The sequence below is a fragment of the Ruegeria sp. AF5 genome (assembly GCF_056541905.1).
Map to the genome: position 1 here is coordinate 22103 of NZ_JBQFYZ010000015.1, position 13318 is coordinate 35420.

12 protein-coding genes are annotated in these 13318 nt (G+C 56.1%); 10 read left to right on the plus strand and 2 right to left on the minus strand.

Going from position 1 to position 13318, the window contains the following annotated elements; translation table 11 throughout:
* Positions 1-38: 38 nt before the first annotated feature.
* The gene (locus ACR0DS_RS16595) at positions 39-1097 is read right to left on the minus strand and encodes an ABC transporter ATP-binding protein (protein WP_480560254.1); all 1059 of its coding nucleotides are present in this window, start codon (positions 1095-1097) and stop codon (positions 39-41) included.
* Positions 1094-1900 carry an IclR family transcriptional regulator gene (locus tag ACR0DS_RS16600; RefSeq protein WP_480507002.1) on the minus strand — a complete coding sequence of 269 codons (807 nt, stop codon included), beginning with the start codon at positions 1898-1900 and terminating at the stop codon, positions 1094-1096. Before ACR0DS_RS16600 ends, ACR0DS_RS16595 begins: the two co-directional genes overlap by 4 nt.
* A gap of 140 nt (positions 1901-2040) precedes the next feature.
* On the opposite strand from ACR0DS_RS16600, the gene ACR0DS_RS16605 reads away from it, so the two are divergent.
* From ACR0DS_RS16605 to ACR0DS_RS16650, 10 genes are all read left to right on the plus strand, one after another.
* Positions 2041-3300: an ABC transporter substrate-binding protein gene (locus tag ACR0DS_RS16605; RefSeq protein ID WP_480560252.1), complete on the plus strand. Its 1260-nt coding sequence runs from the start codon at positions 2041-2043 to the stop codon at positions 3298-3300.
* A 93-nt stretch (positions 3301-3393) separates the two neighbouring features.
* Positions 3394-4320, plus strand: coding sequence for a carbohydrate ABC transporter permease (locus ACR0DS_RS16610; protein WP_480560250.1), 927 nt, complete (start codon positions 3394-3396; stop codon positions 4318-4320).
* Between the two features lies 1 nt (position 4321).
* Positions 4322-5170, plus strand: coding sequence for a carbohydrate ABC transporter permease (locus ACR0DS_RS16615; protein WP_480483663.1), 849 nt, complete (start codon positions 4322-4324; stop codon positions 5168-5170).
* Complete coding sequence (gene melA, locus ACR0DS_RS16620; RefSeq protein WP_480560248.1) at positions 5167-6507, plus strand: alpha-galactosidase; 1341 nt, start codon at positions 5167-5169, stop codon at positions 6505-6507. Before ACR0DS_RS16615 ends, melA begins: the two co-directional genes overlap by 4 nt.
* Positions 6508-6566: 59 nt before the next feature.
* The gene (locus tag ACR0DS_RS16625; protein ID WP_480477104.1) at positions 6567-8273 is read left to right on the plus strand and encodes an IlvD/Edd family dehydratase; all 1707 of its coding nucleotides are present in this window, start codon (positions 6567-6569) and stop codon (positions 8271-8273) included.
* Entirely contained in the window at positions 8273-9037 is a 765-nt protein-coding gene (locus ACR0DS_RS16630) for an SDR family NAD(P)-dependent oxidoreductase (RefSeq protein ID WP_480483660.1), read from the plus strand. Before ACR0DS_RS16625 ends, ACR0DS_RS16630 begins: the two co-directional genes overlap by 1 nt.
* 4 nt (positions 9038-9041) lie before the next feature.
* Positions 9042-9935, plus strand: a complete 894-nt coding sequence (locus tag ACR0DS_RS16635; protein ID WP_480483659.1) for a 2-dehydro-3-deoxygalactonokinase — start codon at positions 9042-9044, stop codon at positions 9933-9935.
* A complete protein-coding gene (locus ACR0DS_RS16640; protein ID WP_480487396.1) occupies positions 9932-10537 on the plus strand; it encodes a 2-dehydro-3-deoxy-6-phosphogalactonate aldolase in 606 nt (201 codons plus the stop codon). The genes ACR0DS_RS16635 and ACR0DS_RS16640 overlap by 4 nt, the downstream gene beginning before the upstream one ends.
* Complete coding sequence (locus ACR0DS_RS16645) at positions 10534-11394, plus strand: SMP-30/gluconolactonase/LRE family protein (protein ID WP_480483657.1); 861 nt, start codon at positions 10534-10536, stop codon at positions 11392-11394. Before ACR0DS_RS16640 ends, ACR0DS_RS16645 begins: the two co-directional genes overlap by 4 nt.
* Positions 11391-13307: a beta-galactosidase gene (locus ACR0DS_RS16650; protein ID WP_480560246.1), complete on the plus strand. Its 1917-nt coding sequence runs from the start codon at positions 11391-11393 to the stop codon at positions 13305-13307. The genes ACR0DS_RS16645 and ACR0DS_RS16650 overlap by 4 nt, the downstream gene beginning before the upstream one ends.
* Positions 13308-13318: the final 11 nt, after the last annotated feature.

The following is a 13318-nucleotide window of genomic DNA, read 5'->3' on the forward strand; positions in this document are numbered from 1 at the left end:
GGGACGGGTAAGACTGCCCGTGGGCTGGAAGGTCGTGACTAACGATACCGTTGCCCGGTCTCTGGATCAAAAAACATCACACGATCTGGCTGTATGGCGATGCCGATCCGATCCCCGGTTCTGCTTCGTTGATCGTCCCGTTCCTCAATGATCAGCTTATCACCATTTGGCGTCCGTAAATAGGAATAGGACACGCCGCCTAAGGCTTCGGTCAGGTCCACGGTGCAGGCATCGGCCGAACGGTCAATCTGAATATGCTCGGGCCGCATGCCCAATGTCACCTTGGTCCGACCAGAGGGTATAGCCACAGAAACGGGCAAGGGCTTGCTAAGTGCGGGATGGGAGACTAGGCCGTCCTCATACTCACATTCCAGAAAGTTCATTGCAGGCGAACCGATAAAACCTGCGACAAACCGGTTGTCGGGATCGCGGTACAAATCCATCGGAGCGCCAACCTGTTCAACACGACCATCCCGCAGCACGACGATCTTGTCGGCCATGGTCATGGCTTCGACCTGATCATGGGTCACGTAAATCATGGTCGCGCCGATTTCCTGATGAAGGCGCGCGATCTCGACACGCATTTCCACGCGCAACTCGGCGTCCAGATTGGACAAAGGTTCGTCAAACAGAAAAACCTCGGGGCCACGAACGATGGCACGGCCAATCGCAACCCGCTGCCGCTGACCACCCGACAGGGCCTTGGGTTTGCGTTTGAGGTACTGGTCAAGCTTCAGAATGTTCGAGGCTTCCTGCACTTTTCTGGTGATCTCTGCCTTTGGGATGCCGTTCATGCGCAGCCCAAAGCCCATGTTTTCCGCTACGGTCATATGTGGATAAAGCGCATAGGTCTGGAACACCATCGCCACGCCGCGCTTAGCCGGGTCCATGTGGGTTACGTCCCGCGCCCCTATGTGGATCTCGCCTTCCGACGTTTCTTCAAGACCCGCGATCATCCGTAACAATGTGGATTTGCCACATCCCGAAGGGCCAACGAAAACACAGAATTCACCATCTTCGATCTGCAAGTCGATGCCGTGAATGACTTGCGTCTGGCCGTACCGCTTGATTGCCTGGTTCAGAGTTACACCTGTCATGTCGCTTGCTTCCTGTCATTGCCGAGGTCTGGTCGCGTTTCAGGGAAACGCCAAGCCTGTGCCTCGGTGCTGATTTGTTCAGCCACCCGCCGCACACGAGGCACCCATGCCTCGAGTTGTTCAAAATCCATTCGTTGAGTCGAGCCGGTTACCGAGATTGCGCCTAGGACCCGTCCGCTTGTTGTCAGAATGGGGCAGGCAACGCAGATAATTCCGGGTTCATGTTCTTCGTCATCAACGGCAAAACCCTTGCTGCGAATTCGATCAAGATCGGTGCGCAGATCATTGTCCGACGTCAGGGTCTTGTCGGTAAAGCGGTGAAAACTCTGCTGCGAAATTGCCCGGTTAAGGTCTCCCTCATCCAGAAATGCAAGCATCGCCTTGCCGACGCCCGTGCAGTAGGCCGGGCCCACCTTACCCGCCTGAGAATACATCTCGATCGGTTGCGCTGCGTTGCGTTTATCAACGTATAGAACCTGACCTGCATCGAGCTGCGCCAAATGCACGGTCTCGCCGGTTTCCTGGCTTAGAATATCGAGAAACGGACGTGCGATAGGGGCCAGTGAGCTTTGGGTCCAGGCTGCATGCGCAAGCCGTACCAAACGCATACCCGGCGCGTAGGTTTGGCGCTCGGGGTCGTAACATAGCATTCCCTGATTGGTTAATGATTGCAAAAACCGATACAGTGTTGCTTTCGGGAAATCGCTGTCGTCCAGCAATTCCGAAAATCGCACAGGGCGCTGAAATGCGGCGACCTGATCCAGCACGTCACATGCTTTGCCAATAGTTCCGTCACCTGACACGGGCGTCCGTTCTCCTCCGCTTGCCCATCGCAGTTTGCACGAGGGTCTTGACAAGACTAACCGAGTCGATGTGTAGTTTTCAATATATAAAACTAGGTTTCATTATTTGAAACTTGCGTGGAGACAACAGGGAGGAAACCATGTATTCCACTTTCAAGCGCACAACCGCTGCGCTGGCACTTGGCGTTGCTATGGCGGCACCGGCGGCGGCTGACCTGACCGGAGAGCTTCGGATATTCCTGGACACGTCAAACCCGGCCCCGCGCGCAACGATGGAAGCGATGATCGAACGGTTTGCAGCGCAGCACCCCGGCCTGGAGATTGAAACCACGGTTATCGACCGCGAGGCGTATAAGACCCAGATCCGCAACTTTCTGACGGCTGACACACCTGACGTGGCCACTTGGTACGCCGCCAACCGTATGAAGCCGTATGTCGAGGCTGGCCTGTTTGAAGACGTATCAGACCTGTGGGCCGAGCCCGAAATTGCCGAGAACCTGGCTTCGACCAAAGGCGCTATGACCATAGACGGCAAACAATGGGGCGTGCCCTATACCTACTACCAGTGGGGCGTTTACTACCGCAAAGATATCTTTGATGAGCTGGGCCTCAGCGAACCGACGACGTGGGAAGAAGAGCTGGCAAACTGTCAGAAGATCGTCGATTCCGGCCGCGCCTGCTATACTATCGGCACCAAGTTCCTGTGGACCGCTGGTGGCTGGTTCGACTACCTGAACATGCGCACCAACGGGTTTGATTTTCACAACCAGCTGGCCAATGGTGAAATCAGCTGGGAAGATGACCGGGTCAAGCAGACCTTTGCCAACTGGAAGCAGTTGATCGACATGGGGGCCTTCATTGATAACCATCAGACCTATAGCTGGCAGGAGGCTTTGCCATTCATGGTCAACGGAGAGGCCGCTGCTTATCTGATGGGCAACTTCGCAGTCGCGCCTTTGCGTGAAGCAGGGCTGACAGACGATCAGCTGGATTTCTACCAATTCGTGTCGATCAATCCTGATGTCGAACTGGCTGAAGACGCGCCGACCGATACATTCCATATCCCGGCGAATGCCTCGAACAAAGAAGCAGCGCGTGAATTCCTGCGCTTTGTTGTCTCGGCGGACGAACAGACCGAGATCAACAATGGGTCAAACCTCGGTCAGCTGCCGGTGAACGCGCAATCTTCGGTGGATGATGACAAGTTCCTGCAGCAGGGCTTTTCGATGCTCTCGACCAACAGCCCCGGCGGAGTGGCTCAGTTCTGGGACCGCGACGCACCGGCTGAAATGGCCAAAGTGTCAATGGAAGGTTTCCAGGAATTCATGGTTAAACCAGACAATGTTGACCGTATTCTGGCCAAGCTGGAACGCGCGCGAGAGCGTATCTACGACAACTGATCAGGCTTGGGCCGGGCTGAAGCCCGGCCCATTTGACCCGCTTTGTAGGGCGGGCTTCAGCCCGCCTTCACCTCAAGAAAATCCGGGACACCCATGACCACTGCCGCCGACGCCCCAGAACAGGAAAGCTGGTTCCACAGAAACCAACAGCGCATCGCGCCGTGGCTATTTCTGGCTCCGGGCCTGCTGTTCTTTATGGTCTACGTGATCATTCCGGTCTTCCAATCCTTCAACCTGTCACTTTACGAGTGGGATGGGTTGGGGGCCGCTGAATATGTGGGCTTGCGCAACTATGAAGACTTGTATTGGGAATGGGTTGACCGGGACGCATTCTATATTTCGCTCAAAAACAATCTGATCTGGCTGATCCTGTACCTTCTGGCCATTCCGGCGGGCCTGTTCATTGCCTTGTTTCTGAACCAGACAGTCTGGGGTATCCGCCTTTACAAATCGCTGTTTTTCTTTCCATTTGTCATTTCTCAGGTTGTCGTTGGCCTCGTATTCACGTGGTTTTACGACCCGACTTTTGGTCTTCTGAATGAGCTTCTTGGCTTATTTGGAATAGGCCCCTTGAATGTGTTGGGCGACGAACGTTTGGTCACCTACGGCATCATCGTCGCGGGCCTTTGGCCGCAAACCGCCTATTGCATGATCCTCTACCTCACCGGTCTGAATGCCGTCGACCCCGAACAGATCGAAGCCGGGCGCCTGGACGGTGCCAAAGGCTTGAGAATGCTGTGGCACATCATTCTGCCGCAGTTGCGCCCGGCGACTTTCATTGCATTCGTCGTGACAATCATCGGAGCGCTGCGCAGTTTCGACCTGATCTCAATCATGACACAGGGCGGGCCGTTCGGATCCTCCCGCGTGCTGGCCTATTACATGTTCGAAGTCGCCCTATCTGAATATGGCTTCCGCATGGGGTATGGCGCGGCAATCGCTGTGGTGCTTTTCCTGATTATGCTCTGCTTCATCGCCTATTTCCTCTGGTCGATGTATCGCGAAGAAAGAGGGCACTGAGATGTTTCCCAAACCCATCGAAAAACAACCTCGCGCCGCGCAGATCACCTATCAGGCGATGCTGCCACTTGCATTGTTGCTGTGGCTGGGGCCCCTGCTGGCGGTGGCTCTGTTTTCGGTCAAACCAGCGGCGGATTTCACCAACGCCAACTATTGGGGCTTGCCATCCAGTTTTGAAGGTGCAGTCAATTACGGGCTGGTGTTCTTCAACTCGGACATGCCGCGATATTTGCTGAACTCTTTCATGATCACCATTCCTACGGTAATCGGTGCCGTTGCTCTCAGTTCCATGACCGGCTTTGCACTAGGCATCTACAAATTCAAATCGAACCTATGGATTTTCTTTATGTTCGTAGCCGGCAATTTCGTGCCATTCCAGATCCTGATGGTGCCTGTGCGCGACCTGACACTGGATTTAGGCCTCTACAACACAAAAACCGGCCTCGTCTTGTTCCACATCGCCTTCCAGACCGGCTTTTGCACATTGTTCATGCGCAACTTTATCCGGGCCCTGCCCTTTGAATTAATCGAGGCCGCGCGGGTCGAGGGTATCAGCGAATGGCGCATCTTCTGGTACGTGGTGCTGCCGTTGATGAAACCCGCAATAGCCGCACTCAGCGTGCTGATCTTTACCTTCATCTGGAACGATTACTTCTGGGCGGTCGTCCTGACACAGGGCGCGGAAAGCCAACCTGTCACGGCAGGCATCACCAGTTTCAACGCCCAGTTCCGCGCCGCCTACCAATTAATGAGCGCGGGCTCGATCGTAGCAGCGCTGCCGCCGGTTGCCATGTTCTTCCTGATGCAAAAGCACTTTATCGCGGGCCTGACCCTCGGAGCTGTAAAATGACAAAGATAACTTTTATCGGAGCAGGTTCCACGATCTTTATGCAGAACATCGTGGGGGATGTTCTGTTAACGCCTGCTCTGGCGGACAGTCATTTTGCGCTGATGGATATCGACCCCGTACGCTTGACGGAAAGCGAATCTGTAGCCCGCGCCATGGTCCGTTCCGTCGGGTCAAACGCGACAGTATCCACACATGCGGATCGTCGCGCGGCACTTGATGGCGCCGATTTCGTTATCACTGCCTTTCAGATTGGCGGGTACCAGCCTTGTACCGTCACTGATTTTGAGATCCCCAAACAATACGGGCTGCGCCAGACCATCGCGGATACGCTGGGCGTAGGCGGCATCATGCGGGGGTTACGCACTGTGCCGGTCTTGTGGGACGTGGCGCATGACATGATGCAGCTATGCCCGGATGCGACATTGCTACAGTACGTCAATCCGATGGCCATCAACACCTGGGCACTGGCCGAGCAATACCCATCCTTGAAGCAGGTCGGTCTGTGCCACTCGGTTCAGAACACGGTGGCGGAACTGGCACATGATCTGGACCTGTCAAAAGACGACATTCGCTACAAGGTCGCGGGCGTCAATCACGTCGCCTTCTTCCTGCGGCTTGAGCATCAGGGCCATGATTTATACCCCGCCCTTCGGCAAGGTTATGTCAGCGGCAGGATCCCCAAGGCACCGCTGCTGATGCCGCGCTGCCCCAACAAGGTGCGCTACGAAGTGATGGATCACCTTGGCTTTTTCTGCACCGAAAGTTCTGAGCATTTGGCAGAATACGTGCCATGGTTCATCAAAGACGGGCGGGCGGACCTGATCGAGAAATTCTCAATCCCACTCGATGAATACCCGACCCGCTGTATGGAACAGATGAACAACTGGAAAGAGCAGGCCAAAACCCTGACTGACGGGCGCGACATAGCCGTCACTCGCAGCCATGAGTTTGCGGCAGACATAATGAACGCAATCATCTCTGACACCGCCTACGTGGCCTATGGCAATCTGCCAAACACCGGCCAGATACCTCAGCTGCCTATGGGGGCTGCTGTCGAAACACCGTGTCTGGTTGATGCAAATGGCATTCAGCCTTCTGTCATCACAGACGTCCCAGCGCAGCTGATCGCCCTTATGCGTACCCAGATCAACGTTCAGGAACTCACAGTCAGGGCATTGGTCGACCAGAACCCCGAGCATATCTATCATGCAGCCATGATGGACCCGCACACCGCCGCCGAACTGGACCTGCGCCAAATTCGAAATCTGGTGAACGACCTTCTGTCTGCCCATGCCGACTGGCTGCCAGATTGGTGCCGCCCATCTCGCGCCGCTTGAATTTCACCTTTTTACAAATACTCAAATCCACCCAGACCTAAAAAAAGCATCACAGAACAATGTCAAAACGCCGCTCACAGCATTGGTACGGGAAACTCGACAAGGATGGGTTCATCCATCGATCCTGGATGAAAAATCAGGGTTTTCCTGATCACGCCTTCGATGGGCGGCCAATCATCGGAATCTGCAACACATGGTCGGAGCTGACCCCTTGCAATTCCGGCCTGCGTGATCTGGCCGAAGGGGTAAAGCGCGGTGTGTGGGAGGCCGGGGGCTTTCCCGTCGAATTCCCGGTCATGTCGCTGGGCGAGACCCAGATGAAACCCACAGCCATGCTGTTTCGCAATCTGCTGGCCATGGATGTCGAAGAGTCGATCCGCGCATATGGCATTGACGGTGTGGTTCTGCTGGGCGGGTGCGACAAGACCACGCCGGGCCAATTGATGGGCGCGGCCTCGGTCGATCTGCCGTCGATCGTTGTCAGCTCCGGCCCTATGCTGAATGGAAAATATCGCGGTCAGGATATTGGCTCAGGAACCGATGTGTGGAAGTTCTCCGAGGCCGTGCGTGCCGGAGAAATGACCCTTCAGGATTTTATGAACGCGGAATCCGGGATGTCCCGCAGTGCCGGGGTTTGCATGACCATGGGGACAGCCAGCACCATGGCGTCTCTGGTCGAAGCGATGGGCATGAGCCTGCCCACCAATGCCGCCCTGCCCGCCGTTGACGCCCGCCGCATGGCCCTAGCCCATTTGACCGGCAAGCGGATTGTCGAAATGGTCGACGAAGACCTGAAACCATCGGACATTTTGACCAGGGAAGCCTTCGAGAATGCAATCCTCGCCAATGCAGCCGTTGGGGGATCGACCAATGCCGTTGTGCATCTACTGGCACTCGCAGGTCGCGTGGGCGTTGACCTGACGCTCAAGGACTTTGAAATCGGATCAGAGATTCCCCTTCTGGTGAACTGCATGCCCTCGGGCACATACCTGATGGAAGATTTCTGTTACGCTGGCGGTGTTCCGGCTGTGTTGAGCGAACTCAAACCTTTCCTGCGCCCGGCCAGAACGGTTCTCAACAAGGACATCTCGGCCCATTTCGAAGGTGCCGAATGTTTCAACCGCGACGTCATCCGCCCCTTCAACGATCCGGTGAAGCCCGCTGCTGGCCTTCGCGTTTTGCGTGGCAATCTTGCGCCCAACGGAGCCATCGTCAAACCTTCTGCCGCAACAGATGCCCTTCTTGAAACCGAGGGAGAGGCGTTCGTTTTCGAAAACATCGAAGACCTGAAAGCCAATATCGACCGGGATGATCTGCCGGTTACTCCCAAAAGCATTCTGGTGCTCAAGGGATGTGGACCCAAGGGTTATCCCGGGATGCCCGAGGTAGGAAACATGCCGATTCCGGCCAGATTGGTGAAGGAAGGCGTTCGCGACATGATCCGTATCTCGGATGCCCGTATGTCCGGCACCGCCTATGGCACCGTCATCCTGCATGTCAGCCCTGAGGCACAGGCGGGTGGCACGCTGGCGCTGGTGAAAACCGGCGACCGCATCCGCGTATCTGCCAGCGCCGGCAAGCTTGAACTGTTGGTGGACGAAAAAGAATTGGACGCGCGCCGAGCTCAATGGAAACCAGACAAGCCGCATTATTCCCGCGGGTATGCCAAACTTTACGTCGATCATGTGCTGCAGGCCGATCAAGGTGCCGATCTGGATTTCCTTGTCGGCAAAGACACCCGCCTTGTGACCAGAGAGAGCCACTGATGACCCAACCAGCAACATTTCATGACTTGAACGGCTCATCCGTCTATATCACCGGCGGAGGCTCGGGCGTGGGCGCAGCATTGACGGATGGGTTTCTGGCTCAGGGGGCCAATGTGGCTTTTATCGGCAGATCGGACGCCAGCGGTTTTGTCGAAGAGATGCGCGACAAACACGGCCGCGCACCTCTGTTCATGCAGGGTGACATGACCGACACCCAGCTTCTTCACACGACAATGGCCAAAGCCGCCAAAGCCCACGGCCCCCTGAACGTTTTGGTTAACAACGCGGCCAATGACCAACGCCATACACTTGAGGAAACCACGACCGAGTTCTGGGACTGGATGATCGAGGTAAACCTGAAAGCCTATTATTTCGCCTGTCAGGAAGCGGCCCGGCAAATGAAAGAAGGCGGCGTTATCATCAACTTCAGCTCGATCAGCTACATGATGGGCAATGCAGGCTATCCGATCTATACGACGTCAAATGCGGGCATTACAGGGATGAGTCGGTCTTTGGCCCGCGAACTGGGACCAAAAAACATACGTGTGAATGCGCTGGCTCCCGGTTGGGTCTTGACGCAAAAACAACTGGATATGTGGGCGACGCCCGAAGATTTGGCCGCGCATTTGGATCGACAATGCCTGAAAGAACATTTGACGCCCGAAGACATGGTTGCACCGACATTGTTCCTGGCATCCAACGCCAGCCGGGCGATGACCGGTCAGTGTATGGCGGTTGATGGCGGCGTCGTGGTTTCAGGGTGACACAATGAATACTGAATGGATCGCCGCCGATTGGGGCACATCTCACCTGCGGGTCTGGGCCATGCAGGGGGCCACGGTGCTGGACTGCGCGCAGTCCGACAAAGGTATGGCACGTATCGAAGCCGACAGTTTCCAGCCCGCTCTGTTGGACCTTGTTGAAAACTGGCTGAAGGATGGCCCCATCGATGTGATCGCCTGTGGTATGGTCGGTGCACGCCAAGGCTGGGTCGAAGCACCTTATTCTACCGTTCCGTCGCAGCCCTTGCCGCAAGTACCGGTCCGTGTTCCCAGCACAGACCCGCGCATCCGGGCCTTCGTCATACCCGGATTAAAGCAATTGACCCCACCGGATGTGATGCGGGGCGAAGAAACACAAATCGCGGGATTTTTGGGAACTCGCCAGAACTGGGATGGTGTCCTCTGCCTTCCAGGAACCCATACGAAATGGGTTCAGGTCAGCGCAGGTGAAATCGTGAGCTTTCGGACGCTCATGACTGGAGAGCTTTTTGATTTGTTAAGTGCGCAATCTGTTCTGCGGCATTCTATAGGTGAAGGATGGGATGAAGATGCCTTTGCAGATGCTGTGGCGGATACATTGTCCAAACCCGAACAGTTGGCTGCGCGCCTGTTCGGCTTGCGGGCTGCAGACCTGCTGCACGATCAGGACAAAGACATCGCGCGCGCACGGCTGTCCGGACTGCTTATCGGTGCTGAATTGGCCGCCACTCGTCCATATTGGCTGGGCCAACAACTGGCTATCATCGGCGCAGATGCCGTATCGCGGGTCTATGCGGCAGCGCTGAGACAACAGGGCGCTTTTGTTGAGACTGCAAACGCCACCGAAACAACCCTGGCCGGGCTGGCGCTGGCGCGCAACATGACAAGGCAAATCGCATGAGCCGCCCCATCATCGCCATTCTGCGTGGTCTGCAACCACAGGAAGCCGAGGCGGTTGGCAGAGTTATCATCGATGCAGGGATCGACCGGATCGAAGTTCCACTCAATTCGCCTGATCCGCTCGACAGCATTTCCATTCTGGCCGAAGCTTTCGAAGATCGCGCCCTGATTGGCGCTGGTACTGTACTAACGGTTGATCAGGTGGACGCAGTTCGGAATGCCGGCGGCAAGCTGATCGTGTCACCCAATTATGATACTGATGTGATCAAACGGTCTGTGGCGTTGGGGATGCAAAGCTGGCCGGGCGTTTACACGCCGACCGAAGCGTTTGCCGCTCTCAAAGCAGGGGCCACAGGATTAAAGCTGTTTCCTGGCGTCATGGCAGGCCCCGCAGGGTTGGCTGCACTCCGACCCGTATTACCCAAGGAAACACGCGTCTTTGCCGTCGGCGGTGCCGGGCCCGAAAATTTCGACCAATGGATCAAAGCCGGTGCCGATGGATTCGGGATTGGATCAGCGCTGTACAAACCCGGCATGGACACAGTCGAAGTCGCAGAACGCGCGGGGCAAATCGTGGCAGCCTTTGACAAGGCGGCAGGATGAGTACGGTCTTTGACGACCGCCCATGCGCGTTGGGCGAAGGTCCGCTATGGCACCCCGCTCGGCAACAGCTTTTCTGGTTCGACATTCTCAACAAACGCATGATGACGCGCGAAGGCGAACATCAGATAAGCTGGGATTTCGATGAACATGTGTCTGCCGCAGGCTGGGTGGATCGTGACACATTGCTTTTGGCGTCAGAAACGGGTCTTTGGCAGTTTGACTTGAAGTCAGGGCATCGAGCGCTGGTCACGCCGCTTGAGGCAGACAACCTAATCACCCGCTCGAATGACGGTCGCGCTGATCCTTGGGGCGGTTTCTGGATCGGCACGATGGGCAAACAGGCTGAATCCGGGGCCGGATCAATCTATCGGTTCTGGAAAGGTACACTCAGATGTCTCGTGCCGGGTGTGACGATTTCTAATGCAATCTGTTTTGCACCGGATCGATCCGTGGCCTATTTCTGTGACACGACGGTCAGGCAGGTCAGGCGCTGGAGCTTGAATGCAGAAAGCGGATGGCCCGAAGGGAAAAGCACGGTATTTCTGGACCTTCGCAAAGAAGGCCTGAACCCGGACGGTGCGGTGGTTGATGCCGACGGCAACATCTGGATCGCGCAATGGGGGATTGGACGTGTCGCGGCCTACACGCCCGAAGGTCAATTCCTGAAGGCCATTTCCTTCGACGCGTCACATACGTCCTGCCCGGCCTTTGGTGGCGACGGCTTGGGCACGCTGTTCTGCACCTCGGCACGGCAGGGGTTGAGCAACGCGGATATTGAATCCCAACCCACCAACGGCATGACCTTTGCAATGCCAAACGCGGGGCGAGGGCAGGCAGAACACAGGATCATATTATGAAGCCGGAACTTGGTGTGTGTTACTACCCTGAACACTGGCCCGAGGCGATGTGGGCGGAAGATGCCGCGCGCATGGTGGACACCGGCATCTCGTGGGTACGCATAGGAGAGTTCGCCTGGAGCCGGCTGGAGCCCCACCCCGGAACCCTGCAATTCGAATGGCTGGACCATGCGGTTGAAACACTTGGCGAGGCGGGATTGAAAGTCGTGCTTGGCACACCAACAGCAACGCCACCGCGTTGGATGCTGGACAAACATCCGGACATGCTGGCCGTGGATGCACATGGAAACGTGCGCAAATTCGGGTCACGGCGACATTATTGCTTTAGCCACCAGGGTTATGTCGATGAATGTGTCCGTATCGCAAGGGTCCTGGGGAAGCGCTATGGTCACAACCCGTATGTGGCGGCATGGCAGATCGATAATGAGTATGGGTGTCACGACACAACCGTCAGCTATAGCACCCCGGCTCTGAACGCATTCAGGCGCTGGCTGGCTGTTCAATACAGTTCCATAGAACAGCTGAACAAGGCCTGGGGAAACGTGTTCTGGTCGATGGAGTACCGTAGCTTCGATGAGGTTTATTTACCCAATCAAACTGTAACCGAGCCTAACCCCGCTCATGTACTGGCGTTCCGTCGGTTCAGTTCAGATCAGGTTGTGGCATTCAACAAAGCTCAGGTCGATGTATTGCGACCTTTGACCGATGCGCCGCTGTTGCACAACTACATGGGCCGTATTCTGGATTTCGACCATTTCGAGGTTGGCGCAGATATGGATATTGCGACTTGGGACAGTTATCCGATCGGATTTCTATCGGACCGATTGGAAGATGACGAAGCCCACAAGACCGCCTTTCTTCAGCAAGGCGATCCGGACATGCAGGCGTTTCACCATGATCTTTACCGGGCAGTAGGCCGTGGCCGATGGTGGGTGATGGAACAACAACCCGGTCCGGTGAATTGGGCGCCCTATAACCCGGCACCCCTGCCCGGAATGGTACGGTTGTGGTCGCTTGAGGCTGTCGCCCACGGTGCTGAGGTTGTGAGCTACTTTCGATGGCGCCAAGCCCCCTTTGCACAGGAACAGATGCACGCGGGTTTGCTAACACCGGACAATCGCCCTGCCCCTGCCTTGCACGAGGCCCGTCAGACAGCGGATGAGCTATCCACATTGGGCGAGGTGCATCAGGCGCAATCCAAAGTTGCCATATTGTTTGATTACCCCTCGGACTGGGCCTGGACATCGCTACCGCAAGGAGCAGGCTTTGATTATTTCCGGTTGGTCTTCTCATCTTATCGTGCATTGCGCCGTGCGGGGTTGTCGATTGATTTCGTTTCGTCCAATGACCTGTCCGCGCATTATGCACTGATCCTTGCCCCCGGACTGGCAACGATTGACCCGGATTTGGAGCGTAGGTTAACGGACAACTCGGATCTGGCAATCCTCGGCCCGCGCAGCGGCGCAATTACTCGTGATTTCCAGATCCCCGTCGTCGGTCGACCTGGCCTGAAAGGGTTGGATTGCAACGTGGATTTGGTCGAAACACTGCCCCCCGCAAACAACCGGACTGTCCGAGGTGGCGGCGCGGTACAACATTGGATTGATCGCCTTTCAGGATCAGCCGAAGAAATTCTGAGTTTTGACGACGGAGCGCCTGCGCTTATGGCAGGGGACGGGCTCTGGTATCTTGCAGGCTTCCCAAACGAAATATTATGGGATCGCGTCATCGGCCTGGCTGCGGAAGAAACGGGATTGAGCCTGAAGCCAATGCCGCCAGGACTGCGACTGCGTGAGACAGCCGATCACGTGTTCCTGATCAACTATAACGCTGAACCGGTGGTCTGGAACGGGTCGACCATCGGCGGTTGTGATGTAAAAATCCTGAAGCGCAATCTGCCCGGACAGATTTGAATCCTGTCCGG

Bases quoted from the DNA above. Each gene is read 5' to 3' on its own strand.
- ACR0DS_RS16595 (WP_480560254.1), bottom strand. From the start codon at position 1,097: ATGACAGGTGTAACTCTGAACCAGGCAATCAAGCGGTACGGCCAGACG.
- ACR0DS_RS16605 (WP_480560252.1), top strand. From the start codon at position 2,041: ATGTATTCCACTTTCAAGCGCACAACCGCTGCGCTGGCACTTGGCGTT.
- ACR0DS_RS16610 (WP_480560250.1), top strand. From the start codon at position 3,394: ATGACCACTGCCGCCGACGCCCCAGAACAGGAAAGCTGGTTCCACAGA.
- ACR0DS_RS16615 (WP_480483663.1), top strand. From the start codon at position 4,322: ATGTTTCCCAAACCCATCGAAAAACAACCTCGCGCCGCGCAGATCACC.
- melA (WP_480560248.1), top strand. From the start codon at position 5,167: ATGACAAAGATAACTTTTATCGGAGCAGGTTCCACGATCTTTATGCAG.
- ACR0DS_RS16625 (WP_480477104.1), top strand. From the start codon at position 6,567: ATGTCAAAACGCCGCTCACAGCATTGGTACGGGAAACTCGACAAGGAT.
- ACR0DS_RS16630 (WP_480483660.1), top strand. From the start codon at position 8,273: ATGACCCAACCAGCAACATTTCATGACTTGAACGGCTCATCCGTCTAT.
- ACR0DS_RS16635 (WP_480483659.1), top strand. From the start codon at position 9,042: ATGAATACTGAATGGATCGCCGCCGATTGGGGCACATCTCACCTGCGG.
- ACR0DS_RS16640 (WP_480487396.1), top strand. From the start codon at position 9,932: ATGAGCCGCCCCATCATCGCCATTCTGCGTGGTCTGCAACCACAGGAA.
- ACR0DS_RS16645 (WP_480483657.1), top strand. From the start codon at position 10,534: ATGAGTACGGTCTTTGACGACCGCCCATGCGCGTTGGGCGAAGGTCCG.
- ACR0DS_RS16650 (WP_480560246.1), top strand. From the start codon at position 11,391: ATGAAGCCGGAACTTGGTGTGTGTTACTACCCTGAACACTGGCCCGAG.